The 24,361-nt window shown below is 34.1% G+C and carries 24 protein-coding genes and 1 tRNA gene; 14 read left to right on the plus strand and 11 right to left on the minus strand.

The features are described from left to right. Positions 1-5: 5 nt before the first annotated feature. Positions 6-1,538, plus strand: a complete 1,533-nt coding sequence (ahpF, locus tag BX659_RS04515; protein ID WP_097017597.1) for an alkyl hydroperoxide reductase subunit F — start codon at positions 6-8, stop codon at positions 1,536-1,538. 101 nt (positions 1,539-1,639) lie between these two features. Here the strand turns inward: ahpF and BX659_RS04520 are convergent, their stop codons facing one another. The 11 genes from BX659_RS04520 to BX659_RS04570 all read right to left on the minus strand — a co-directional run bounded on the left by BX659_RS04520 (position 1,640) and on the right by BX659_RS04570 (position 9,984). Further along, positions 1,640-1,999: a hypothetical protein gene (locus BX659_RS04520; protein WP_097017598.1), complete on the minus strand. Its 360-nt coding sequence runs from the start codon at positions 1,997-1,999 to the stop codon at positions 1,640-1,642. A gap of 438 nt (positions 2,000-2,437) precedes the next feature. Continuing rightward, a complete protein-coding gene (locus BX659_RS04525) occupies positions 2,438-3,991 on the minus strand; it encodes a proton-conducting transporter transmembrane domain-containing protein (protein WP_097017599.1) in 1,554 nt (517 codons plus the stop codon). 2 nt (positions 3,992-3,993) lie between these two features. Continuing rightward, the gene (locus BX659_RS04530; RefSeq protein ID WP_097017600.1) at positions 3,994-5,460 is read right to left on the minus strand and encodes a complex I subunit 5 family protein; all 1,467 of its coding nucleotides are present in this window, start codon (positions 5,458-5,460) and stop codon (positions 3,994-3,996) included. A 75-nt stretch (positions 5,461-5,535) separates the two neighbouring features. Continuing rightward, positions 5,536-5,871, minus strand: a complete 336-nt coding sequence (locus BX659_RS04535) for a sodium:proton antiporter (RefSeq protein WP_097017601.1) — start codon at positions 5,869-5,871, stop codon at positions 5,536-5,538. Positions 5,872-5,873: 2 nt separating this feature from the next. Then, positions 5,874-6,590, minus strand: coding sequence for a hydrogen gas-evolving membrane-bound hydrogenase subunit E (gene mbhE, locus BX659_RS04540; RefSeq protein WP_097017602.1), 717 nt, complete (start codon positions 6,588-6,590; stop codon positions 5,874-5,876). Beyond that, on the minus strand, positions 6,583-6,828 hold the full coding sequence (locus tag BX659_RS04545) for a Na(+)/H(+) antiporter subunit B (protein WP_097017603.1): 246 nt from the start codon (positions 6,826-6,828) through the stop codon (positions 6,583-6,585). Before BX659_RS04545 ends, mbhE begins: the two co-directional genes overlap by 8 nt. Positions 6,829-6,842: 14 nt before the next feature. Continuing rightward, positions 6,843-7,178: a monovalent cation/H(+) antiporter subunit G gene (gene mnhG / locus BX659_RS04550; RefSeq protein ID WP_253250712.1), complete on the minus strand. Its 336-nt coding sequence runs from the start codon at positions 7,176-7,178 to the stop codon at positions 6,843-6,845. Continuing rightward, positions 7,171-7,434: a monovalent cation/H+ antiporter complex subunit F gene (locus tag BX659_RS04555; RefSeq protein WP_097017604.1), complete on the minus strand. Its 264-nt coding sequence runs from the start codon at positions 7,432-7,434 to the stop codon at positions 7,171-7,173. The genes mnhG and BX659_RS04555 overlap by 8 nt, the downstream gene beginning before the upstream one ends. Positions 7,435-7,479: 45 nt before the next feature. Further along, positions 7,480-7,995, minus strand: a complete 516-nt coding sequence (locus BX659_RS04560; protein WP_097017605.1) for a Na+/H+ antiporter subunit E — start codon at positions 7,993-7,995, stop codon at positions 7,480-7,482. Positions 7,996-8,412: 417 nt separating this feature from the next. After that, positions 8,413-8,500, minus strand: a tRNA-Leu gene (locus tag BX659_RS04565). Positions 8,501-8,787: 287 nt separating this feature from the next. Then, the gene (locus BX659_RS04570; RefSeq protein WP_097017606.1) at positions 8,788-9,984 is read right to left on the minus strand and encodes an S-layer homology domain-containing protein; all 1,197 of its coding nucleotides are present in this window, start codon (positions 9,982-9,984) and stop codon (positions 8,788-8,790) included. 665 nt (positions 9,985-10,649) lie between these two features. Here BX659_RS04570 and polA point away from each other — a divergent pair. The 13 genes from polA to BX659_RS04630 all read left to right on the plus strand — a co-directional run bounded on the left by polA (position 10,650) and on the right by BX659_RS04630 (position 24,319). Further along, a complete protein-coding gene (gene polA / locus BX659_RS04575) occupies positions 10,650-13,220 on the plus strand; it encodes a DNA polymerase I (RefSeq protein ID WP_097017607.1) in 2,571 nt (856 codons plus the stop codon). A 135-nt stretch (positions 13,221-13,355) separates the two neighbouring features. Beyond that, positions 13,356-14,750 (plus strand): TldD/PmbA family protein, encoded by a 1,395-nt coding sequence (locus BX659_RS04580; protein ID WP_097017608.1) that lies wholly within the window; start codon positions 13,356-13,358, stop codon positions 14,748-14,750. A gap of 2 nt (positions 14,751-14,752) precedes the next feature. Next, entirely contained in the window at positions 14,753-16,096 is a 1,344-nt protein-coding gene (locus tag BX659_RS04585; RefSeq protein WP_097017609.1) for a TldD/PmbA family protein, read from the plus strand. A 166-nt stretch (positions 16,097-16,262) separates the two neighbouring features. After that, complete coding sequence (locus BX659_RS04590; protein WP_097017610.1) at positions 16,263-16,469, plus strand: hypothetical protein; 207 nt, start codon at positions 16,263-16,265, stop codon at positions 16,467-16,469. Between the two features lie 59 nt (positions 16,470-16,528). Continuing rightward, the gene (locus tag BX659_RS04595; RefSeq protein WP_097017611.1) at positions 16,529-16,954 is read left to right on the plus strand and encodes an acyl-CoA thioesterase; all 426 of its coding nucleotides are present in this window, start codon (positions 16,529-16,531) and stop codon (positions 16,952-16,954) included. A 187-nt stretch (positions 16,955-17,141) separates the two neighbouring features. Continuing rightward, complete coding sequence (mutM, locus tag BX659_RS04600; RefSeq protein ID WP_097017612.1) at positions 17,142-17,969, plus strand: DNA-formamidopyrimidine glycosylase; 828 nt, start codon at positions 17,142-17,144, stop codon at positions 17,967-17,969. 6 nt (positions 17,970-17,975) lie between these two features. Beyond that, positions 17,976-19,835 carry an ABC-F family ATP-binding cassette domain-containing protein gene (locus tag BX659_RS04605; protein WP_097017613.1) on the plus strand — a complete coding sequence of 620 codons (1,860 nt, stop codon included), beginning with the start codon at positions 17,976-17,978 and terminating at the stop codon, positions 19,833-19,835. A 66-nt stretch (positions 19,836-19,901) separates the two neighbouring features. Continuing rightward, positions 19,902-20,552, plus strand: a complete 651-nt coding sequence (gene ytaF / locus BX659_RS04610; RefSeq protein WP_097017614.1) for a sporulation membrane protein YtaF — start codon at positions 19,902-19,904, stop codon at positions 20,550-20,552. 99 nt (positions 20,553-20,651) lie between these two features. Then, a complete protein-coding gene (gene coaE / locus BX659_RS04615; protein ID WP_097017615.1) occupies positions 20,652-21,236 on the plus strand; it encodes a dephospho-CoA kinase in 585 nt (194 codons plus the stop codon). Between the two features lie 66 nt (positions 21,237-21,302). Beyond that, a complete protein-coding gene (locus BX659_RS04620; protein WP_097017616.1) occupies positions 21,303-21,857 on the plus strand; it encodes a lytic transglycosylase domain-containing protein in 555 nt (184 codons plus the stop codon). Positions 21,858-22,001: 144 nt separating this feature from the next. Next, positions 22,002-22,130, plus strand: a complete 129-nt coding sequence (locus BX659_RS19375) for a hypothetical protein (protein ID WP_258176105.1) — start codon at positions 22,002-22,004, stop codon at positions 22,128-22,130. Between the two features lie 205 nt (positions 22,131-22,335). Beyond that, on the plus strand, positions 22,336-23,259 hold the full coding sequence (locus BX659_RS04625) for an ABC transporter permease (protein WP_097017617.1): 924 nt from the start codon (positions 22,336-22,338) through the stop codon (positions 23,257-23,259). Positions 23,260-23,401: 142 nt separating this feature from the next. After that, complete coding sequence (locus BX659_RS04630) at positions 23,402-24,319, plus strand: ABC transporter permease (RefSeq protein ID WP_097017618.1); 918 nt, start codon at positions 23,402-23,404, stop codon at positions 24,317-24,319. Positions 24,320-24,361: the final 42 nt, after the last annotated feature.

Here is a 24,361-nt window from a genome sequence, read left to right on the forward strand (position 1 = left end):
GTTAAATGGTGTTAGATGCAGAGATAAAAGCACAATTAAATGAATACCTTCGACTGATGGAAGGTGATGTGCTACTTAAAGTGAGTGTTGGAGCTGATCAGGTATCCAAGGATATGCTCGCTTTGGTGGAGGAGTTATCCGACCTTTCTTCAAAGATCAAGGTAGAGAAGAGTCCTTTACCAAGAACTCCTAGTTTTAGTGTAAATCGTGTTGGGGAAGATACCGGAGTCACCTTCGCTGGCATTCCTCTAGGTCATGAATTTACTTCATTGGTATTAGCTTTACTACAGGTAAGTGGTAGAGCACCAAAGGTTGCACAGAGGGTTATTGACCAGATTAAGAATATTAAAGGTGAATATCACTTTGAAACATATATTAGCTTAAGTTGTCACAACTGTCCTGACGTGGTGCAGGCATTAAACTTGATGAGTATCCTTAATCCTGGGATCACCCATACTATGATTGATGGAGGAGCTTTCAAAGATGAGGTAGAAGCTAAAGATATCTTAGCTGTACCTGCTGTCTACTTGAATGGAGAATTCTTTGAAAGTGGTCGTATGTCTCTTGAAGAGATTCTAAACAAGCTGGGTAGTGGCATGGATGAATCAGAGTTTAGTGATAAAGACCCTTATGATGTATTGATTATTGGTGGTGGTCCAGCAGGTGTAAGTGCAGCCATTTATGCAGCTCGTAAAGGTATTCGCACAGGTATTGTTGCTGAGCGTTTTGGTGGTCAGGTCATGGATACCTTGGGTATTGAGAATTTTATTAGTGTAAAGCATACCGAAGGTCCTAAACTGGTAGCAAGTCTTGAAGAGCATGTAAGAGATTATGATATTGATGTAATGAAGTCACAAAATGCCAAGGGGCTACAGAAGAATCAGTTCATCGAGGTTGAACTTGAAAATGGTGCTATTTTAAAGAGTAAAGCTGCAATCATTTCAACTGGAGCTCGGTGGCGTAAGCTAGGTATACCTGGGGAGGATAAGTTTAAGAACAAAGGTGTGGCTTACTGCCCCCATTGTGATGGACCTATGTTCCAAGGAAAGGATGTAGCTGTCATTGGTGGAGGTAATTCTGGTGTTGAGGCAGCAATCGACTTAGCAGGTATTGTCAAGCATGTAACAGTCCTTGAGTTTATGCCAGAACTAAAAGCTGATGAAGTGCTCCAAAAGCGTCTTTATAGTCTTCCCAATGTTACTGTCCTCAAAAATGTGGAAAGCAAAGAGATTACAGGTGCTGATAAGGTAGAGGGTATTACATATACTGATCGTGAGAGAAAAGAAACCCATCATCTTGAGTTAGCGGGTGTATTTGTTCAGATTGGTCTTATCCCTAATACCGATTGGTTAGCAGATACAGTGGAACGTAACTCTTTTGGTGAGATTGTTGTTGATAGACATGGAGCTACCAGTTTAGCTGGTGTATTTGCCGCAGGGGATTGTACCCATAGTCCATATAAACAAATCATTATCTCTATGGGGACAGGTGCTACTGCAGCCTTAGGTGCCTTTGACTACTTGATCAGAAATGAATAAAATATTCTAGTATATAAAAAGTTGCTTACTACCACATGGTAGTAAGCAACTTTTGCATTTTTATTTTTGCTTAAAATATCCAATATATCTTACAGCCCTTTCTATTCTTGATGTGATCTACAATGACATGAAGTAACAAAACAAATCACACTAAGCAAAAGACTTATGATACCAAGTGAGATAAAGATAATTCCTATAATGGTTGCTCCTATAAGGGACAAAATTCCTGAAATGATTAAAAATAGGGTAATTACCACAAGAAGCAGACATAAGAGTATGCTATGACATCTTCTAAAGCAGCAATCAACTAATAAAAATACACCTGATAAGATGGTTCCAATAGCTATAACTGGTGCATTTGGAGATAGTTGTGTTGCTAGAAAGACACCAAAGCCTAAAAGTATAAATCCTAAAACAATAAGGGCCAAACGGAATAATGATAGGTCACGATTAGCAAACAAAGTACTCACCTCCTCAATGGAACATGTTTTAATATATGGTACATTTTACTATCATTATATGAATAATTTGAGAAAGCGTTACATAGATTTTGAGATAGCTTAGCAAATGAAGTAGAATAGATACAAATAATCTAATAAATCATCTTATAGTTTGGGGATTTAAGAATAGACTAGAGGTCAAATAATCACACTAGGGGGATTTTAGCTTTTGCTATGTTCATATGTATCGATTAGTTCCTCAGCAAAATATCGGTGCACTTCTTTTTTAATTAAAACACCAAAAAATAAAAAATCTCTGAAATCATATTAAATCGATTCAGAGTTCTTATGTTTGAGTTATTAAATTAAGTGGTACCAAAGGTGGGACTCGAACCTACAAGATACTAGGACCATTAGATTTTGAATCCTCCAAATTAAAAAATCCTGGATGTTAAAAGATCAGATCAATAATGACAAGAGGATTATTAAAGTGGTAGTTGCCCATAACAGATATTTACTTAACTTTCCGTTATGATAAATACTTAACTTATAGCCTATCTTTACAAATATTTTAGCCATTTCACGATAAATGTCATAATATATAAATCTCCTATATTCCTTCACTAAATATTTCTTTAATAAAATAAATACAATAACTGACCAGAGAAAGGGTTGAATTCCACTTAACATAAGTTTTATATCGAAATAATTAATATCTACATCTATATTAGTTAGATTTTCTAATAAAAAAGGATTAATACCAATCAATAACATAATAATAGTTAAAAATCCCAAGCCTAACTGCATGCTGATGGTCGGTTTTCTATTTAAGTTAATATTACTATTTTGGAAGAATGCATAATATATGAATTTTAAAAACATTAGAGAGGTTCCAAAACTCATCAGGTTCAGACCCCAGATTAATACCGGTTCTTGTAAAGCTTCTTTAATAATGGTTTTACTCATATATCCATTAAAAAAAGGGACTCCAGATATAGCCATAAAAGCTACCAGAGTTGCTAACGAAGTTATGGGAAGTTTACTCCCCAAGATCCCTAAATCTTCAAGATTTTCCTTTCCTGTAGTATAAATTACAACTCCCGCTACCATGAATAATACAGTTTTATATAATATGTGATTAATCAGGTGAAAAAAAGCTCCTGTTATTCCCGCTGCGGAACCAATACTAATACCAATAATCATATAGCCAACTTGGGTTATTATGGAATAGCTCAATAATTTACGAACCTGATTTTGCCTTAAAGCCATTACAATTCCAAATAAAGCCGAAATAAGACCGGCATAAGCCAGAATATTTATCCCAGATAGCAGGCGGTACATTACATATACGCCTACTTTTGTCGTATATATTGACAAAACTACTGTAACATAAAAGGGAACTTTGCTGTAAGTCTGTGGCATCCAGGTATGTAAACCTATAAAAGCCAGCTTGATTCCAACCGCAATCATAAAAAAAGGGATTCCGGCCTCTATAGCATTCAAAGATAGACTACCTGTAGCCGAATGATTTAGAAATACCCCCCATAATAAACTTAAACCTCCTACCGCCTGCATAAGAAAAAAATAATACCCTGTTTTTTTTGTTAAATCACTTACTGTTATAATAAGAAAAGATGAACTAATCTCCATCAATTCCCAGAAAATATAGAGAATAAACAAATCACCGGTAAAAACCACAGTCAAAGAGCTACCAATAAACAAAAATATTAACTGTAAATTACTTCGGGAACTTATATTAATTGAATAAAAAACAGCAGCTAGACCACTGAGAGTAAAAATTAATCCCGTCAATTTACTGATATCATCTACCCTGAAAGGAATTAAAGTATAATTAAGAAAATTAATTTCTAAGCTATAACCAGGTGTTAAATAAAAAGTAATAATAAGGGCACCTGTAGTAATAAGAAAAGATATTATGTATTTTATTTTATTATTAATGGCCAAAAATAAAAATAAAGCACCTGCTAAATATAAAAACCCTGGTGTAATCATCTTCAACCTCCCAATAATATTCTTATATATTCACTATTATTCAGCAAAAACTTCGGAATATTATTTATTAAACTTAAAGGTAATGATGGTACTATACCAAATAGAATACACAAACTGCCCAGAAAAAAAGTCGGCAATTTTAAAGATAAATCAGGCTTTTCTATTAATGTTTTCTTTTCCGTTTTTGTATATAATTTAATAATTACTTTTAAGTAATAAGTTAAAGATAAAAAAGTTCCTACCAGAATAAAAAAGGCAGCATAAAAAAAACCTGCTTCTATAGCTGCTTCAATAATAAGCCATTTACTAATAAATCCATTGAAGGGGGGCAGACCCACTATTGCAAGCGCAGCAACCACAAAAGTAAATGAAAGTACGGGAAATTTATAACCCAGCCCTTGAATATCTTCTATTTCATCGGCTTTTAAACTATAATAAAAAATCCCTAAAACTAAAAATAAAGTTCCTTTCATTATCCCATGATTTAAAATATGAAAACTTCCACCAATTAATCCTTTTTCATTGCCTAAAAATAAACCAATAGTTATATATCCTATTTGGGCAATACTAGAATAACCAAGAAGTCGGTTTAAATTTGATTGCTGATAGGCTAAAGTATGAGCAATAATAAAAGTAAGTACTCCCCAGAAAACACCAATATTTAAAATTCCGCTTTCAGTCAGAAATTCAACTCCAAAGATAACATATAATAATCTGATTAATGCATATATAGCAGATTTCATCACCAATCCCGAAGATAAAACATTATAAGGAATAGGTGAAGCTTCATAAGAATCTGGCATCCAGGCATGCAGGGGAACTAACCCTATCTTTATTCCATAGCCAAATATAAAAAAGAACATAATTGTACTTTTTATCATAAAGGGAACACTTTTAAATTCCAGAGAAATTTCTGCCATATTTAAAGTTCCAGTTAAATAATAAGTTAAGATTGTAGCCAGTAAAATAAAAAAGCTCCCGAATGTAGACATTATCAAATATTTAAAAGAACTTTCTATCGATTTATCAGTCTTTTTTATCGCCGTTAGGGCGTAAGAACTCATGGAACTTACTTCCAGAAATACATAAAGATTAAATAAATCAGCAGTAAGAACCATTCCTGCAATACCAGCTATCATCACATATGTAAGAATAATAAATTTGTGCTTATTAACTTTAATATAGTTTAGGGAAAAAATAATAACGGTTATAAATAATATAGCTATAATTAACAAGAACATGGCGGAAAAAGAATCCACCATTAAATTTATACCCAAAAGCCCCCAATTACCAATACTGTAAACTTTGGGAGGATAACTATCATTTATAACTAAAATTAATAAATACAGATAAATTACCATACTAACGATTACCAGAGAATAAAAAAGTTTATCAGAATATAACTTAAAAATTCCCAGAAAAAATGCGGTTAGTAGAGGTAAAAGGATTATCCAGACAGCTGACTCCATTTTTTTATCCTCCCAAAACAAAATTTATCCGATATCCTAGTGTCTCTAAAACTCCCCTGAAACTAAGAACTCACTTTATCCTCTCAATTTTCTAATCTCATCAACATTTAAAGTCCCATATCTTTTATATATTTTAATCACTAAAGCTAGCATTACCGCTATAAGACTTCCCCCAATAACAATCGCTGTTAAGGCCAGTGCCTGAGGTATGGGATCAACTACTAGCTCATATTTTCTATCTAAAATAGGTGCAGTTCCACCTAGTTTGAAACTTATCAGTATTAATAATAAAATTAAAGAAGATTCCACAATATTAACTCCAACAACAATTTTTATCAAATTTTTGTTCATAATTATAGTATAAATTCCCAGATAGAATAGAATTATAACCACAACATAGGGTAGTTCCACTATTAGCCCTCCTTAATTAGACTATTAAAAATTGCAGCCAGGCCGGCTCCTACTTTTATACCAATCATTAAATTTAAGTAAGGTATCAAGCCTGCGCTAATTAATTCACCGGGATTTCCCAGACCAAAATTAGCCTGTCCGCTGGCTAGAAAATTGCTTCCAGCAAATATGCCAAGCAATCCCAGTAGAATAAAACCTATAGCCCCTATACCTTCCAATAAGGATTTATGGTTTGGTTTAAGTTTATTTTCAGAAAAAGTAATACCATAGTTTATGGTCACTAGAATGGGAATCATAGCCAGAATAACTCCTCCAACAAAACCTCCACCAGGACTAATATGGCCAAAAAATATTAAATTCATTCCTAAAACCACCAAAAACGGAATGATAATTATTATAGTTTGATAAATAATAATTGTAAACTCAGTACCCAGCATTTTTACTTTTTTAATGGGAGTCATAAAAGATAAAGTAGCTGCAGCCGTTAAAATTACAGTTGCTTCACCTAAAGTATCAAAACCCCGATAATCATATAGGACTGAAGTAACTAAATTTATTGCCCCAGTTTCCTGAACCCCTTCAGAGATATAATGTTCCGATAAATACCTTTTTATATCAAGATTCTGAATTTCATCAAATATAAATAATAAGAAAATAGCCAAAAATAGAACAAGACCTATCTTGTAGAACTTTCTAAATATTTTATGTACTCTACTCATTTTGCCAATCCTTTGTTTTATTTATAGTAATTACAAAAAAGGTGAGAGTTAAGCCAGCGCCAATTACGGCTTCAGCCAGAGCAGCATCTGGAGCCTGGAGAATAACGAAAATAACTATCAAAATAGCACTGAAAATAGCTAGAGTAATAATTGAGTTTAACAGATTTTTAGTAAATACCGCAAAAAATGCAGTAAATAATAAAAATATCATTAACATATTTAATATTACATAAATCACAACTTTACCTCCAGTCATTGTTTGATATCATTTTTAACAATTTTTTGAGGTTTTATACTATAATTATAAGCAAAATGGGCTATGGCATGAATTGCTACCGGGTTGGTGATTAATAAAAAAATAATTATGATAATAAGTTTTAAAGAAATATAACTAATTCCCTCCAAAACTATACATCCCATTAAAACCGAAATACTTCCTGCTATAAGGCATTTAGAGCTAGCGTGTAAGCGGAGATAAAAATCAGGAAAGCGAATCATTCCAATGGCATTACTTATCAAAAAATAGGTACCTGTTATTAAAAATACATAGGCAATTATTTCTCTTAAAATACTAATTGAATTAATCACTACTCCCTCCTTTTTCTGGCTTTTGAAGATATTTAACCATAATTAAAACATTCATAAATATTGAAACTCCATAAACTAAAGCCACATTAATATAAATTTTTCTTTCAAAATAATAACTTAATAAAACTAAAATCATTAAAAACATTACACCTATAGAATTCATAGCAGCTAGTCTATCAGGTACACTGGGACCTTTAATTAATCTATAAAAAGTTATAATAATGGATAGAATAATTGCCAGTATTAAATAAAGCATTTAAAATCACACTCCAGATTGAAATAATGAAAAATTTAAAATAAATTATTCAAAAATTTTAGCTATCCATTTCTCATGTTTACCGATAAGTGCTTTCTTTAGTGCTGCTTCATCTTCACTGCGAACATCTATCCAGTGAATAAAATAGTTTTTATTTAAAATATTGAAATCCATAATCAGGGTCCCTGGAGTTAATGCAATTAAATTGGATAAAATCATAATACTTGGTAGATTTTGAAGAGATGTTTTTATTTGAACTGTTTTTGGAGAAAATGAGGGGTTAATTTCAAAGACATGTTTAGAAACTCTAACTGCAGATAAAAATGCATCATAAATAAAAGCACCAACCACCAGAAATATGTAATATATTTTTACAAATGATACTTTCACCTCATAATTCATTAGTAATAATCTAAACACTTCAGCTGCAAACATACGCGATATAATAGAACAAATAATAGTAACCAGAGTACCCAGCAAAAATACTGAGAAATTAATGTGACCTGCAAAAACAAGCCATAATGCCAGAGTTAGAATAAATGTTAATAATTTTTTCTTCAAATTAGATCCCTCGCTTTAAATTTAATAAAATTAGCTGCCAGAGTTGTAAGTAATGGATAACAATTTTAATTATTTTTATTATTCCCATATGATTTATTATTATTAGAATATATTTTATCCTCGATATAATCTTTTATCACAGATAATGGGATATGGATAGGGATTAGAATTGCCAGAGAAGAACCTTGTTAAGTTAGTTCCATTGATCTCTGATTTGCAGACAGAAGCAGCAGAGAAATTAGATAGCTTAATTAGTAACAATGGATAGCAGAAGGTCTTTTCAATAGATTTTTGTCATTGGACGGTGAAAGAGCGACATATATATGTCGCCCTTAAACTATGTAAAAATAAAAAACCTCTGAAATCCTAGTAATTACAAGGGATTCAGAGTTCTTATGTTCATGTTATTAAATTAAGTGGTACCGAAGGTGGGACTCGAACCCACAAGGCCACTAGGACCATTGGATTTTGAATCCAACGCGTCTGCCAATTCCGCCACTTCGGCACAAATTAAATTGTTAATTTCCTTAACGACAATTAATATAATAACATATTAATTAATTTAATGCAAGAGTTATTTAAAAATAAAATCTACCAATATTTTGGGGTTTAAGTGATTATATAATATAAAATTGGCCACAGATTAACACAGATGAAACACGGATACAAGAATTATTCAAGATTAGTTATTATCTGTCTTTAATCCGTGAAAATCAGTGTTTATCCGTGGCAAAAATTTTTATTAATCTTTTAAAATAATTTATACCAACAATACTCATTACTAGTTACTTATTAAGATAGTAAAGAACTATTACTCATAATTGCTTTTAACCCAGCTGTAAGTGCAGTGTTTTTACCTATCTCTTTTGCTTTCTCCCAATTTTTATTATAAGCTGCTTCGATTAATTCGATTGGAAGGTTAGTGTTAATAGAGATAGCTTCCATTAACCTAGCTTGAGCTGCTACTTCTAAGTTGTCCCAATCTTGAGTAAAGATAGCTTGTACCTCTCCAATAGTCAATCCTTGCTCTAATAAGGTCATAGTAACCTCTTGCTTTAATCTAGGAGTTACAGCCGCCCAATCACCTTCAGCAATTGAAACTAACTCTTCACCACTTAGGATATTACCTGTTAAGCTACTTACTTTAGTAGCTACATCATCTTTAGTAATTAATCCATAAGCCTTTAGATAGTTTACATTCTTATACTTATCTAAGATAACAAAGGCTTCATCAGAGATAAGCATCTTATCTAAGTTAACTATCTGATTGTTTCTACCGATTAAAGGAGTTGATCCTAAAGTTAAGTTTCTAATTTGATTACCAGCCTTGATCTTAACTTGTCTAGAGATAGGATAAGTTTCAATAATCTGTCCTTTAACTACCTCTAAGTTACCTAAATTAGCAATTAACTTGGCACTTTCTGCTCTAGTAACATTATTATTTGGTTTGAAGTTACCATCTGGGTAACCGTTAATAATGTTTAATCTAGTAGCAAGTGCAATGAAGTTACTTGCCCAGTGGCTATTATTCACATCAAAATAGAAGTTGCTATCTAATTCAATAGCATTTTGCTCATCATTTAATTCTAAGCTACGAGCTAACATAGTAATAATCTCTGCTCTAGTAATTGGATTATATGGTCTAAAGGTCTTGTCAGGATATCCTGTAATAATTCCTTTTTGAACCAATGCTGAGATATAACCTCGTGCAGAGTGATTGCTAATATCAGTCAGCTCTGTATTCATAGCTGTGTTTAAATTTAGAGCCTTAGCTAGAGAGTAAGCAAATTCACCTCTAGTAATAGCTTGATTAGGTTTGAAGTTTCCATCATTGTAGACATACATAACACCTCTATCTAATAGAGGACTGATATATTCTAAGGCCCAGTGATTTTGCGAAACGTCTTGTGGTCGATAAGCCATAGCTGGGACTGCTAATGTCATTAATACAGTTAAAACTAAAATACTTGTTACGATTCTTTTATTCATCGTAAGCACTCCTTTCTAGTTTGTTTGATTGTATATCAAAATATTAACATATATTTACGAAAATATCCATAGAATCCTCTTTGTAATTTATGGAAAACTTAATATGGTTATTAAAAATAATAGATGTTTTAATAACTTGAGTTTAGATAAAGTTGAGATACATTTACTTTTTAAAAGTAAGTAAAGTTAATAGTTTTCGTCCTAAATGGACGAGTGACTTTTAGCATTGCCCTAAAAGTAACCAAAAGGTCTAGAAAAAAATTAAAACTCACTACGCAATCAATAGTAAGTGAGTTTTAGCAATATAAGTACTTTTAATTCAAAGAATAAATTTAGCTTGTTATTCTTTGAAAATACTTGCTTCGTTCAAACAATAATTTTTTCCGGTTTTAAATCTTTTGAGTATTGATGACAATATAACTCTTATATTTAATTTTAAATTATACAATCTAAGCTATAGGGTATAATAACTCTAGCTAAATCTAGACTAAACTTCTATTCTTAAAGGTTTTTAAGAGCTTTTAATGAAATATATAAAGAGGTATATCTAGTGTTGGTGTGAAGAATGAGTCTGAGTAGAGTTAAAAGCAGATAAAATAATGTTTTAAAGCTATTACTCATACTCTCGCTAATCACACACACTTTAAATAAAGGAGGAAGTAATTGTGTCACAGAAAGAATTATACTTATTAGATGGAAATAGTTTGACCTATCGTGCTTTTTATGCATTACCAACGACTTTGACCAAATCTGATGGAACTATTACCAATGCAGTATTTGGTTTTACTAAGATGCTATTGACTTTAATTGATAATGAAGCTCCTGATTCTATTGGGGTGGCCTTTGATGTGGGAAAGAAGACTTTTAGACATCAGGCTTATGAAGATTATAAAGGAACTAGGGAGAAGACTCCTGATGAGTTAAGACCCCAGTTTAAGCTAGTAAAGGATGTCTTGGAAGCATTACAGATACCTTTCTTTGGGATGGAGGAGTATGAAGCTGATGATTTAATCGGTACTTTAGCTAAAAGGGCAGAAGCAGAAGGTTATCAGGTTACTATTGTAACTGGAGATAGAGATGCTTTACAGCTAATTAGTGATAATATTAGAGTGATGTACACTCGCCGAGGGATTACCGATATCGTTGATTATACTCTAGAGAAGTTTAGAGAGGATTATGAGTTGGAGCCAATCCAGTTAATTGACAAGAAAGGATTAATGGGTGATAGCTCTGATAATATTCCTGGTGTTGATGGAATCGGTGATAAGACCTCAACCAAATTATTAAAGGAGTTCGGTACTTTAGAGAAGCTTCTAGAGAATATAGATAAGGTAGGTGGTAAGAAGAGAAAAGCTACCTTAGAAGAGCAAGCAGATAGAGCAAGAATGAGTAAGGAATTGGCTACTATTAAATTAGATGTACCAATAGATATAGATTTTGAAAGCTTAAAGATTTCTGATTTTAATAATGAAGAGGCTTATCAATTATTTAATGACTTAGAATTTACTAGCTTAATTTCTTATATCGGTGGGCATAAAGAGGTCAAGGACTTCAGTTATGAAGAGATAGATTCCATAGAAGACTTTAAGAGGTTAGAAGTGGGAGAAAAGTTAGCTATTAATTTAGAGCTAAGTGGAGAGAAGTTGACTAGAGAGCTAGAGCATATAGCAATCTCCTTTGACGATCAGAATTATTACATAGATTTAGATGAGAATGAATTATTAGAAGGGTTAAGAGAAATTATAGCAGGTAAAGAGCTATTGATGCTAGAGGGAAAAGAGCAGATTAGATATTTATTACAACATGGTATTGCGGTAGATACTTTAGCCTTTGAGCCATTACTGGCAGATTATCTTTTAAAGCCCAGTGAGCAAGAGAAGAGTTTTGCAGAACTGGTACAGGGACATCTGCAGCGTGCTTTACCAGAGTCTGATGATAAAGAACTATTGATATTAAAGACCAAATTATTATTTGATCTAGAAGAGGAACTCATTACTAAATTAGAAGAAAATGATCTCTTAAGACTATACCAAGAGGTAGAGTTACCATTACTGAATGTCTTAGCTGAATTAGAGCTAAATGGTATCAAAGTAAGTAAAGAGGGATTAGAAGAGTTAAATGTTAAATTTAAAGAGAAGATAGCTAATATAGAAGAGCAGATTTATGAGCTAGCAGGTGAAACCTTTAATATCAACTCTCCTAAGCAATTGGGGGTAATCTTATTTGAGAACTTAGGCTTACCAGTGATTAAGAAGACAAAAACGGGATACTCTACTAGTGCTAGTGTCTTAGAGAAGCTAGAGGGTAAGCATGAGATTATACCACTAATCTCTCAATATCGTACATATACTAAATTACAGTCTACTTATGTTGAGCCGTTAGAGGAGTATATTAATGAGGAGACTGGAAGAATCCATACTACCTTTAATCAACGAGTAACTGCTACAGGTAGATTAAGTAGTGCTGATCCTAACCTACAGAACATTCCAATTAGAAGTGAAGAGGGGCGAGAGATTAGAGATGTATTTGTAGCAGAAGAGGGTAAGAAGTTGGTAGCTGCTGATTATTCACAGATCGAATTGAGAGTCTTGGCACATATCTCTGATGATGAAGGTTTGAAAGAAGCCTATCAGCATGGCTTAGATATACATACCAAAACTGCTAGTGAAATCTTTGATATTCCTTTAGAGGAAGTAACTAGTAATGAGCGACGTAAAGCAAAAGCTGTTAACTTCGGGATTGCCTATGGAATCAGTGACTGGGGATTAGCTAAAAGATTAAATATCGGTAATAAGGAAGCTCAAGAGTTCATTGAACTCTACTTTAGTCGTTATCCTAAGGTTAAAGAGTATATGGATAATACAATCAAACAGGCAAAAGAGGAAGGTTATGTAACTACTGTCTTTAATCGAAAGAGATATCTCTCAGATATTAATAGTAAGAATTATCATAAGCGAGAGTTTGCTAAACGGATGGCAATTAATACTCCAATTCAAGGTAGCGCTGCTGATATTATGAAGATTGCAACTATCGATGTAGCCAATGCTTTGAAAGAAGAGAAGTTGAATGCGAAAGTACTATTACAGGTACATGATGAGCTGGTATTAGAAGTTCCTGAAGATGAATTAGAGATGGTACAAAAGCTAGTCAAAGAGAAGATGGAAGAGGCTGTTCAACTAGATGTCAAATTAGAGGTTGATGTCAAGGTTGGAGATAGCTGGAATAATATGGAGTAAAGCAGTGGACAGTTGACAGTGTACAGTTAAGTTCAAAACCGTTGAAAATTATTAGACCATGAATAAGGTTTTAGCCTTGTAACTGTCAACCGTCAACAGTAAACTGTCAACTAAAAAAGAAGTGAGGTGTAATTTATGTTATCAGATAAATTAATCAAACAGATTTTACAGGTTGCTTTAGAGGGTGGAGGAGACTTTGCTGAGATCTATTTTGAAGATTCAATTAGTAATGCAATGACCTTAGAAAATTCTAGAATTGAGCGGGTAAAGACAGGTTATGATTTGGGAGTAGGTGTGAGAGTTTTAACAGGAGATAAGGTTTCTTATGCTTATACCGATGATTTGACAAAGGAATCATTATTGCAGGTAGCCAAGGTTGCTGGTGCTGCTAGTCGAGGTAGTAGTAAGGCATCGGTAATGGATTTGACTAAAGGTACAGTCAATCTAATCCATCCAATTAAGGTTAGACCAGAGGAGATTGAGAAGGCTAAGAAGGCTGCAATCATGGAGAGAGCAAATAAGGCAGCTTTAGATTATGATGATAGTATTAGACAGGTTATGGTTAGCTACTTTGATACAACTCAAAAGGTGATGATAGCTAACTCGGAAGGATTATATGTAGAGGATGAGAGAATACATACTAGGATGATGGTTAGAGCTGTTGCTAGTGATGGCAAGAGTATGCAGACTGGAAGTGAAGGTCCTGGATTACATATGGGTTTTGAACTATTTGATAAGTATCCTCCAGAGGAAATTGGTAGGGAAGCAGCTCGACAAGCAGTTACTATGTTAAAGGCTGACCCTGCTCCCTCTGGAAAGATTCCTGTTGTCATTAATAATGGCTTTGGTGGAGTCTTATTCCATGAGGCCTGTGGACATGGGATGGAAGCAGATGCCATTCAGAAGAACTCTTCAGTCTTTGCAGGTAAGGTAGGAGAGCAGGTTGCTTCCAAGTTGGTGACAGCTGTTGATGATGGAACGGTACTGAATGCTTGGGGTTCTTATGGGGTCGATGATGAAGGACATCAGGTTCAAAGAAATGTATTGATTAAGGATGGAATCTTACAGGATTATATGTATGACTTGAAAGCTGCTCGCAAGGAAGGCAGAGTTTCAACAGGAAGTGGACGCAGAGAGTCCTATCAATCTATCCCTATTCCACGGATGACAAATACCTTTATAGAAAAGGGTGAGTCTAAGCCAGAGGAGATTATAGCTGCTGTAGATAATGGGCTATATGCTAAGAAGTTAAGTGGTGGTCAAGTAGAGACTGCTACAGGAGAGTTTATCTTTACCGTAGCAGAGGGTTATTTGATTAAGAATGGTAAGCTTGCTGAACCAGTCAAGGGAGCAAGCCTGATTGGTAGAGGAATAGATGTACTCAACAAAATTGTGATGATAGGTGATGATTTAGAGTTGGCTCCAGGAATGTGTGGGAAAGCTGGTCAGAGTATTCCAGCTGCTGTTGGGCAACCGACATTATTAGTTGAAGAGATTACCGTTGGTGGTACAGAGAGGGGTGAGAGCTAATCATGTCTAAATTAAATTTAACTGATTTAATCGATAAAGCCCAAGAGTTTGGTGCAGAGGATGTAGAGTTTTATTATGAAATATCTGAAGATAATAGTATTGAGGTCTACGAGGGTGAGGTAGAGAGTCTAGAATCGGCCCATTCTAAAGGATTAGGAATTAGAGTCTTTGTTGAGGGTAAGATGGGATTTGCCTACACTACTAACTTCAATGATGGAGTGATAGAGAAGGTGATTAAAGAAGCAATTGCCAATGCCAAGATAGCAGTAGAGGATGAACACCGTACCTTAGCTAATGGTGATTATGATTATAAAGAACTTGATATCTATAATCCTCAATTCTCAGAAAGCAGTGTTGAGGATAAGATAGATTTAATCTTAAAGATGGAGAAAGCTGCTTTAGAGTATAGTGATAAGATAGAGAGTGTGATTAGTGCTGGCTATGGAGATAATATTTCAGAGATTACTATTGCCAACTCTAAAGGACTGAATCAAAGCTACAAGAGTAATACCTGCTATGCCTATCTTTATGTAATGGCAAGTGAAGGTGAAGAGAAGCAGACCGCTTCAGCTTTAAGCTATGGGCGTAGCTTAGATGATGTAGCACCAGTTCAGACAGGAGAAGAGGCTGCTGAAAATGCTATTAAGCTATTAGGTGGTAAGCAGGTCAACTCTCAAGAAGCACCTGTTATCTTTACCCCTGAAGTTGGTAGTATGTTTTTGTATCTCTTAGCCAGTGCCTTAACAGCAGAAGCAGTACAGAAAGGTCGTTCTCTCTTTGTAGATAAGTTAAACGAAGTTGTCGCTGCTAACAAGGTAAACATTATTGATGATGGAACCTTAGAGGCAGGATTGGCAACTGCCCCCTTTGATGATGAAGGTGTGCCATGTGCCCCCACTAATATCATTGAAGATGGTGTCTTAAAGAATTACCTATATGATATTTATACAGCCAATAAAGATAAGGTAGAGTCTACTGGTAATGCCCAACGTTCTTATCGAGGAATTCCTAATGTAGCACCAAGTAACTTCTATTTGGCAGCAGGGGAAGAAAAGCCAGTAGATATTATCGGTGGAGTAGAGAATGGATTCTATGTACATAAGGTTATCGGTCTCTTTAGTGGATCTAATACTATCTCTGGTGACTTCTCTGTAGGGGCTACAGGGCAATGGATAGAGAATGGTGAGATCAAGCAAGCAGTCAGCGAGGTTACTATTGCTGGAAATCTAATTGATTTCCTCAAAGATATTGAAGAGTTAGGTGATGACTTGAAGTTCAATCCAATGGTCGGTTCCTTTGGCTCACCGACCTTTAAGGTTAAAAAGTTAGCGATAAGTGGGTCGTAAGAAGTGATGAGTGTGAGGAGTTAGTGTGAGTTAAGGTCAAAGTATAGAAATTAATGGTCCTGAGTTACTCACACCCACACTGACACTCACACTATATTTGGAAAATAATTATTCTCATAATCCTTTGTAATTTTAGTTAAACTAGAGTTAGAAAGGGGTAGATTCTATGGAAGAAAGCTTATATTATTGTCCAATCTGTGATAAAGATACTTTGCATGATTTATTGGGTGAGAACAATGATAATGTAAGTATTCAATGTACTATTTGTCATACTAAGACTGTGGCTGAGCCAGAGAACTATCATAATTATGAAGAGGTTTCTATGGAGTGGGATTCGGAGATAAAGAGTATTTTAGATAGCTGGGAAGAATAACATAAGGTCTTTAATCAGAGCTCTGATTAAAGACCTTTGTAAATAAAGGGGTGATATAGATGAAGGAATATAGCCATGAGATTAGAGTTACTTATGAGGAGACCGATAAGATGGGAGTAGTCTATTATGCCAATTACTTACGTTGGTTTGAGGTAGCTAGAACAGAATTTTTACGAGCAGAGGGGCTTAGCTATAGAGATTTAGAGGAGAAAGGAGTCTTATTACCAGTTTTAGAATCCCATTGTAATTATCATTATCCAGCTCGCTATGATGACTTAGTCAAACTGGTTACTAAGATTAAGGATTTACGTCGAGCTAAGATTACCTTTGAATATGAAATATTCCGTTCAGAGGATGATAAGTTATTGGCTACTGGAAGTACTATTCATCCTTTTGTCAATAGTGACTTCAAACCAATCTCTTTGAAGAAGAAATCCCCTCAGTTATGGGAGATAATAGAGCAAAGTTTTGATAATAAAAATTAAAGTGTGATATAATTAATTATAATTTACAATGAACAATTGATAATTTACAATTAAAGTTAATTTCAAATAATAAAGAGCCTAAAGTGTAATAATATAACTTAAGATTGTTAATCCATTATTTAAAATTATTCTTTTAATTGTACGCTATATATTGAAAACTGTAAATTTATTATTAGGAGGTTTAAATATGCCTGAACTACCAGAAGTACAGACAGTAGTAGATACCTTATATCCAAGGGTGATAGATAAAGAGATTATAGCTGTAGAAGTCAAGCGTGATGAGTTAATTGCTAATGTTGATGCAAAGGAGTTTGAGAACAAGTTAATTGGAGCTAAGATTGAGAATGTAAGAAGAAGAGGAAAGTATATCATTATTGAGTTAGATAATAGTTATTATCTTGTGGGACACTTAAGGATGACAGGTTATTTCTTCTATACTCAAAAGGATAGTAAAGTAAGTAAATATGATTGTATCTTTTTTAAATTCAAGGGGGAAGATGAGCTGAGGTTGGGTAGTAAACGGAAGTTTACTCGTATCTATTTAGTTGATGATTTAAAGGATGCAGGAAGCTTAACCAAGCTAGGTCCTGAGCCGTTAAGTGATGAATTTACCTTAGAGAGATTAAAAGAGATGATAGCTAAACGGAAGGGAAAGATGAAGCCTCTACTTCTAAATCAGAGATTCTTAGCAGGTCTAGGTAATATCTATGTAGATGAAGCATTATTTCTCTCCAAGATACATCCTTTACGAACTGCTGATACCTTACAGGATGATGAGATTGAAAGGCTCTATCATGCTATTGTGAAGGTGTTAAGTGATGGAGTTGAACATCGAGGGACTACTAAGTGGGATTATGTAGATGCCAGTGGGGAATCAGGTAGTCATCAGAACTATCTGATGATTTATGATAAAGAAGGGGAAGAATGCAGTGAATGTGGTACCAAGATAGAAAAAATAAAGGTAGGAGGACGGGGAACATATTTCTGTCCAGCTTGTCAGAAGCAGGAGGAGTAATTTAAGATGGGTTTATTGCAATTAAAAGAAGGAAGTAAGTATTATCCTGAAAAGGTTATCTTTGAGGATATATCAATACAGATTGAAAAGAATGATAGAATTGGTCTAATTGGAGTCAACGGTACTGGAAAATCTACTCTAATTAAGATTTTGGCAGGTTTAGAGCATCTAGATGAAGGAGAAATCCTAACTAGTAATGATTTAGAGATTGGCTATTTGGCCCAAAACTTTGGATTAGATTTATCTCAAGAGCTTTACTCTGAGATGTTAACAGTCTTTGAGGATATCTTTGCTTTAGAAGATAGATTACGGGCTTTGGAAGTTGAGATGAGCCAGAGTAGTGGTGATGATTTAGAGAAGATAATGAACCGCTATAGTCACCTTCGTGAAGAGTATGAGCAGAGTGGTGGCTATCAGATTGAGAGTCGAATAAAGGGTGTATTAAAAGGCTTAGGCTTTAGAGATGATCAGTTTGATAATAGTATGAGTGATTTTAGTGGTGGGCAGAAGACTAGAGCAGCCTTGGCGAAGCTATTATTACAAGAACCAGAGCTATTGTTGTTGGACGAGCCTACCAACCATTTAGATTTGGAGTCTAAAGAGTGGTTAGAAGACTATCTAAATAGTTATCCTGGGGCTATAGTAATTATTTCCCATGACCGTTACTTTTTAGATAAGGTAGTCAATCGGATTTGGGAGTTAGAGAAGGGACGATTAGAGAAATATAAAGGTAATTACTCCTTCTATCAAAAAGAGAAGCCACAACGCTTGTTGACTTGGCAGAGAGAATATGAGAAGCAGCAAGAGAAGATAGAGAAGACTGAAGCCTTTATCAGAAAGTATAAGGCTGGAGTTAAGTCTAAACAGGCTAGAGGAAGGCAGAAACAGCTTGATAGATTGGAGATGATTCCTAAACCACCTACCTTTGATAGAGCCAAGATTGAATTTAAATCAGAGACTGTCAGTGGACAAGAGGTGTTAGCAGGGGAAGATATAAGTAAATCTTATGAAGATACATTAATCTTTAAAGATGTTAACTTTAAAATCTATCGTGGTGAAAAGATAGCATTGGTGGGAGCTAATGGTAGTGGGAAATCGACATTATTTAAAATTCTCTTAAATAAGATAAGTAAAGACTCAGGTCAGATTAAATTTGGCACTAAGGTTAAGGTAGGTTATTTCTCCCAGGAGCATGAGGAGTTAAGCCAGGAATATAATCTAATTGAAGAGATGATGAAGGTTAAAGATATGACTACAAGTAAAGCTCGAGATGTTTTGGCAAGGTTCTTATTTAAAGGTGATGATGTCTTTAAGAAGGTAGGGACTTTAAGTGGTGGAGAGAAGGGAAGGTTAGCCTTAGCTAAACTATCGGTCCAAGACTTTAATCTATTATTATTAGATGAGCCTACAAATCATCTTGATATAGAGTCTAAAGAGATATTAGAGGATGCTTTAAAGGATTATCCAGCCACAATTCTTCTTATCTCCCATGATAGATACTTCTTAGATAAGTTAGTTGATAAGGTCTTTGCTCTACAAGGTCAGAGCTTAATAGATTACTTAGGTAATTATTCCTATTATCGCAGAGAATATTTAAAGTATCTAGAAGAAAAAGAAGCTCAAAAGAAAATAATTCAAGAGAGAAAAAGACACAATAATAAGAGGAAGCAAGAAAAGTCCATTGATTTAGATAAACTTGAAGCTGAGATTATGGAGATGGAGAATAGATTAGAGGAATTAGAAGAGCAATTTAATTTAGAAGAAATCTGTACAGATACTGAGAAATTAACTGAGCTACATGAAGAGTATGAGATGATTAAAAGTCAATTAGAAGAATATTATCTACTGTGGGAAGATGCAATTTAATCACAGTAGTGCTCCTTTCATCATATTTTGGTTATAGGTATTAAATATGATGGAAGGAGGGGTATTATGGACTTACTTGCTATATTTATCTTGGCCTTGGCAGTTAGTCTTGATGGGTTTATTGTAGGGATTACCTATGGGTTGAAGAAGATAAAGATTGGTCTTTTACCGATACTTATTATCAGTCTTGCTTCAGGAATGACAGTTTTAGCATCTATGACCTTGGGAAGATTATTAGCCAGCTTTCTTTCTTCAAGTGGTGCTGAGAAGATAGGTGGTATTTTACTAATTTTTATTGGAATCTGGTTATTATACCAATCGATCGTAGAATTTTTACATACAAATGACAATAAAGATAATAATGAAGATAATCCAAAGGAGATATTTACCTTTAAGATTGATTCTCTTGGCTTAATTATTAATATTTTAAAGGAGCCTGTTAAGGCTGACTTTGACTATTCTGGGGCTATTAATAATAGAGAAGCCTTATTTCTTGGGATAGCTTTAGCTTTAGATGCTTTTGGTGCTGGATTTGCAGCAGCAATGACAGGATATGATTCCTTTGTAACTGCTATTTCAGTCAGTTCATTTAATTTCATATTATTAACTGCTGGAATTTATTTAGGAAAGCAGATTCAATCTACAGTATTAGGTGATAAGATAAGGCTGTTGCCAGGAATTATTTTAATCTTATTGGGGTTATCTAAACTATTTTGATTTTTTTAATGATAATTATTTAGTATCAGTATCAGTATTTAGGGTTACCTTTAATTGATACTGATTACTGGTACTTTTAATTAAAGAGGGGTGATAAAATTGAAGGTAGGTTTAACTGGAGGAATAGCAAGCGGTAAAAGCACTGTCTCTAAGTATTTAAAAGAGTTAGGTGCTCTAATAATAGATGCTGATAAGATTGCCCATTCTTTGATGAAACCTGAAAAGAAGTTATGGCAGAGGGTAGTTGAAGAGTTTGGTGAAAAGATACTACTTGATAATAATACTATAGATAGAAAGAAGCTAGGAGAGATTATCTTCAATAATTCTAAGGCCAAAGCAAGGCTAGATGAGATTACCCACCCTATTATTATTGCTAAGATAGAAGAAGAGATGGAGCAACTTAGCCAAGAGAATGATATACTAATAGTAGATGTACCATTATTGATAGAAGCAGATATGATAGATCTTTTTGATGAGATTTGGTTAGTATATGTGGACCAAAATGTACAGGTTCAGAGATTAATGGATAGAGATAAGATAGATTATCAAAAAGCAATTTCCAAAATCAACTCTCAAATGCCTTTAGAGGAGAAGAAAAGATATGCTGATAGGATTATCAGTAATAATGGTACAGAAGAAGAGTTGAAGGCTGAAGTAATGAGAGTATGGCAAAAGATAAGTTAGAGCCTGTCTGAGTTTAAATAAAGCTCTTAAGCTCAAGCTAATACTTAATTTTTAGGAGTGTTAATTTTGATAATCAGATTAAAGCGAGTCTTTTTAGTTCTTTTAATTATATGTATTTTCAGTTTATTTTTTATCAATCACAAAGCTATTTTAAAGATTGTATATCCCCTTAAACATGAAGAGATAATTTTAAATGAGGCCAGTAAATATTATTTAGACCCTTATATTATAATGGCAATTATCTATGTTGAGAGTAAATTTAAGCCTGAGGCCACCTCTAATAAAGGGGCTAGAGGGTTGATGCAGATTATGCCTGCTACGGGCACTTGGATTGCCACTATGATAAATGATAGTAGCTTCTGTGAAGATGACTTATATAATCCTGAAATAAATATTAGATATGGAGCTTGGTATTTGGCTCAATTAAAGAAGAAGTTTGATGATAATATGTTGGTGGTATTGGCTGCTTATAATGGGGGAGAAGGAAATGTAGATAGATGGCTAAAGGAGAATAAATGGGATGGTAGCTGGCAGGGTAGTGATAAGATTCCCTTTGCAGAGACGAGAAGTTATATAGCTAAAGTTACTAAGGTGTATTCTAAATATAAGTATCTATATTAAGATTAAGTAAATTTAAGATATAAATTTACTTAATCTTAATTTTGTTCTTCAGCTAATTTTGATGATTTGACAAAGAATTAAAAAAAATATATAATTATATTGTTGTAGTTATATAATGATACATGTGTCCTTATTGTGAGGGGGGTGGAGTCTTTTTTTGTTTTATGGGGTTACTTAATTAAGTATGTAATGACTCGAGTATATACTTATCCTGCTAAGGTAATTGTTATGGTAGATAAAGAATCTATGGTGATTAATCTTTTATTTAAGTGATTCTAGCTATAATTTCATAATTTATCTATATTCAAATCAAAAATTTAAATACAATCAATTAATAAAATGTAGATGGAGTTAAAGAGAGATTTTTAAAAACTCCAATATTACATTTTTTTCATTGTAAGGTAAGAATCTGATTTTATTCTATATTGTAATTAATTTATTAAAGACATGTTATTTAGTAGAGAGGTGGTAAAAAAAGATGCTAACCTATATTTTACGGAAGAGTTTGATGTCCATTCCGATTTTAATTGGACTTGCAACAATAGTCTTCCTACTTAACTTTGTTTTTGTTCCAGGAGATCCTGTAAGAATAGCGATGGGACAGCATGCTGATCCAGATACTATTGAAATGATTAGAGAAGAGATGGGGCTAAATGATCCCTTGTATATGCAGTATATTAGTTTTATTGGAAGGCTTTTCAAAGGTGACTTAGGCAAATCATTTACAGCCAAAAGACCAGTAGCAGAGATGATAGCAGAACGTTTTCCAGCTACAGCCCAGTTAGCTTTAGGGGCTATGGTTATTTCAATTATCTTAGGAGTGAGTGCGGGAATTATATCGGCTGTTAAGCCATATTCTATTTGGGATTATTTATTTATGACCTTAGCTATGGTTGGAGTCTCAATGCCCGTTTATTGGTTAGGGCTGATCTTAATTTGGGTAGTAGCACTGAATATGGACTTACTACCAGTAGGGGGTTATGGAAGCTGGCAACATCTAATCTTACCGGCTTTTGCCTTAGGAAGTAGACAAGCTGCTCGGATTGCCAGAATGACCCGTTCTAGTATGTTAGAGGTTATCGGTAAAGATTACATCAAGACAGCTAGAGCAAAAGGTCTAACTGAAAAGGTAGTAGTTATCAAGCATGGCTTGAGAAATGCCTTGATTCCTGTTATTACCGTTATTGGGACTCAACTAGGATATTTATTAGGTGGTACTGTTATTACTGAAAGGGTATTCTCATGGCCAGGTGTAGGTAGAATGGCTGTAGATGCTGTTATGAAGAGGGATTTTCCTTTAATTCAAGGTACAGTATTATTCTTAGCAGCTATCTTTATCGTGGTTAATTTGTTGGTTGACTTAAGCTATGGTGTATTAGATCCTAGAATTAGATTCGATTAATATATTGCAAATTTTAAGGGGTTAGAATTAGATGAGATAGTCAGTTGTTTTTAAGTTATCAAATAACTTATATAAGTTATGTACAGTCCCAATATCAAGCAGGGACTGTATTGGTATGAAGTAGAAAAAGGAGGTTGAACTCATGGAAGCGCAAGTAGAGATTAAGGATAATATAAAGGCTTCTAGTGAAGAAGTTCATAGTCCATGGCGTGATGCATGGAGAAGATTGAAAAAGAATAAAATAGCTATGGTCGGTTTATATGTGACAATAGCTTTGATATTAGTAGCGGTATTTGCTCGTTGGATTGCTCCCTATGACCCTTACTTCTCTCCAGTAATGGAGGAAGGAAAGATAGAATTATCGATGCAAGGTCCAAGCTTAGAGCATCCTTTTGGAACAGATAAATTAGGTCGTGATATTTTTAGTAGAATTATTTATGGTGCCCAGATTTCCTTGACTGTTGGATTTATTACTCAAGCAATTGCTATAGTAATTGGAATTGTCTTAGGAGCATTGGCTGGCTATTATAGTGGATTGGTAGATGATATTATTTCTTATTTAATTAATGTGTTCTTAGCTTTTCCCTTTATGTTATTTGCTATTGCCATTATGGCAGTCTTTCAAGATCCAGGTATCGAAAAGATATTCGTGGCTTTAGGATTAATCAGTTGGCCAGGTCTGGCTCGTATCGTTAGAGGACAAGTTATGGCTTTAAAGGAAGAAGAGTATGTCGAGGCAGCTAAGTCTTTAGGTGCTAATGACTTTAGAATAATCTTTAAGCATGTTATTCCAAATACCTTAGCACCAATTATTGTTACAGTAACTTTGGGTGTAGCTAGTGCGATTTTAGCTGAGGCAGGATTGAGCTTCTTAGGTTTAGGTGCTCAGCCACCGACTCCAAGTTGGGGATTAATGTTAAGTACTGGTAAAGAATATTTAAGAAGCTATCCAAGGATGATGATGTTTCCAGGAGCTGCAATTATGATTACAGTATTGGCATTTAATATATTTGGTGATGGATTAAGAGATGCTTTAGATCCGAAAATGAAGGATAAATAAATTAGTCGCTAGCTATTGGCTATTAGCTACTAGCTTAAAGAT

Origin of the sequence: Orenia metallireducens (assembly GCF_003001995.1) — a bacterium.
Lineage (GTDB): Bacteria > Bacillota > Halanaerobiia > Halobacteroidales > Halobacteroidaceae > Orenia > Orenia metallireducens_B.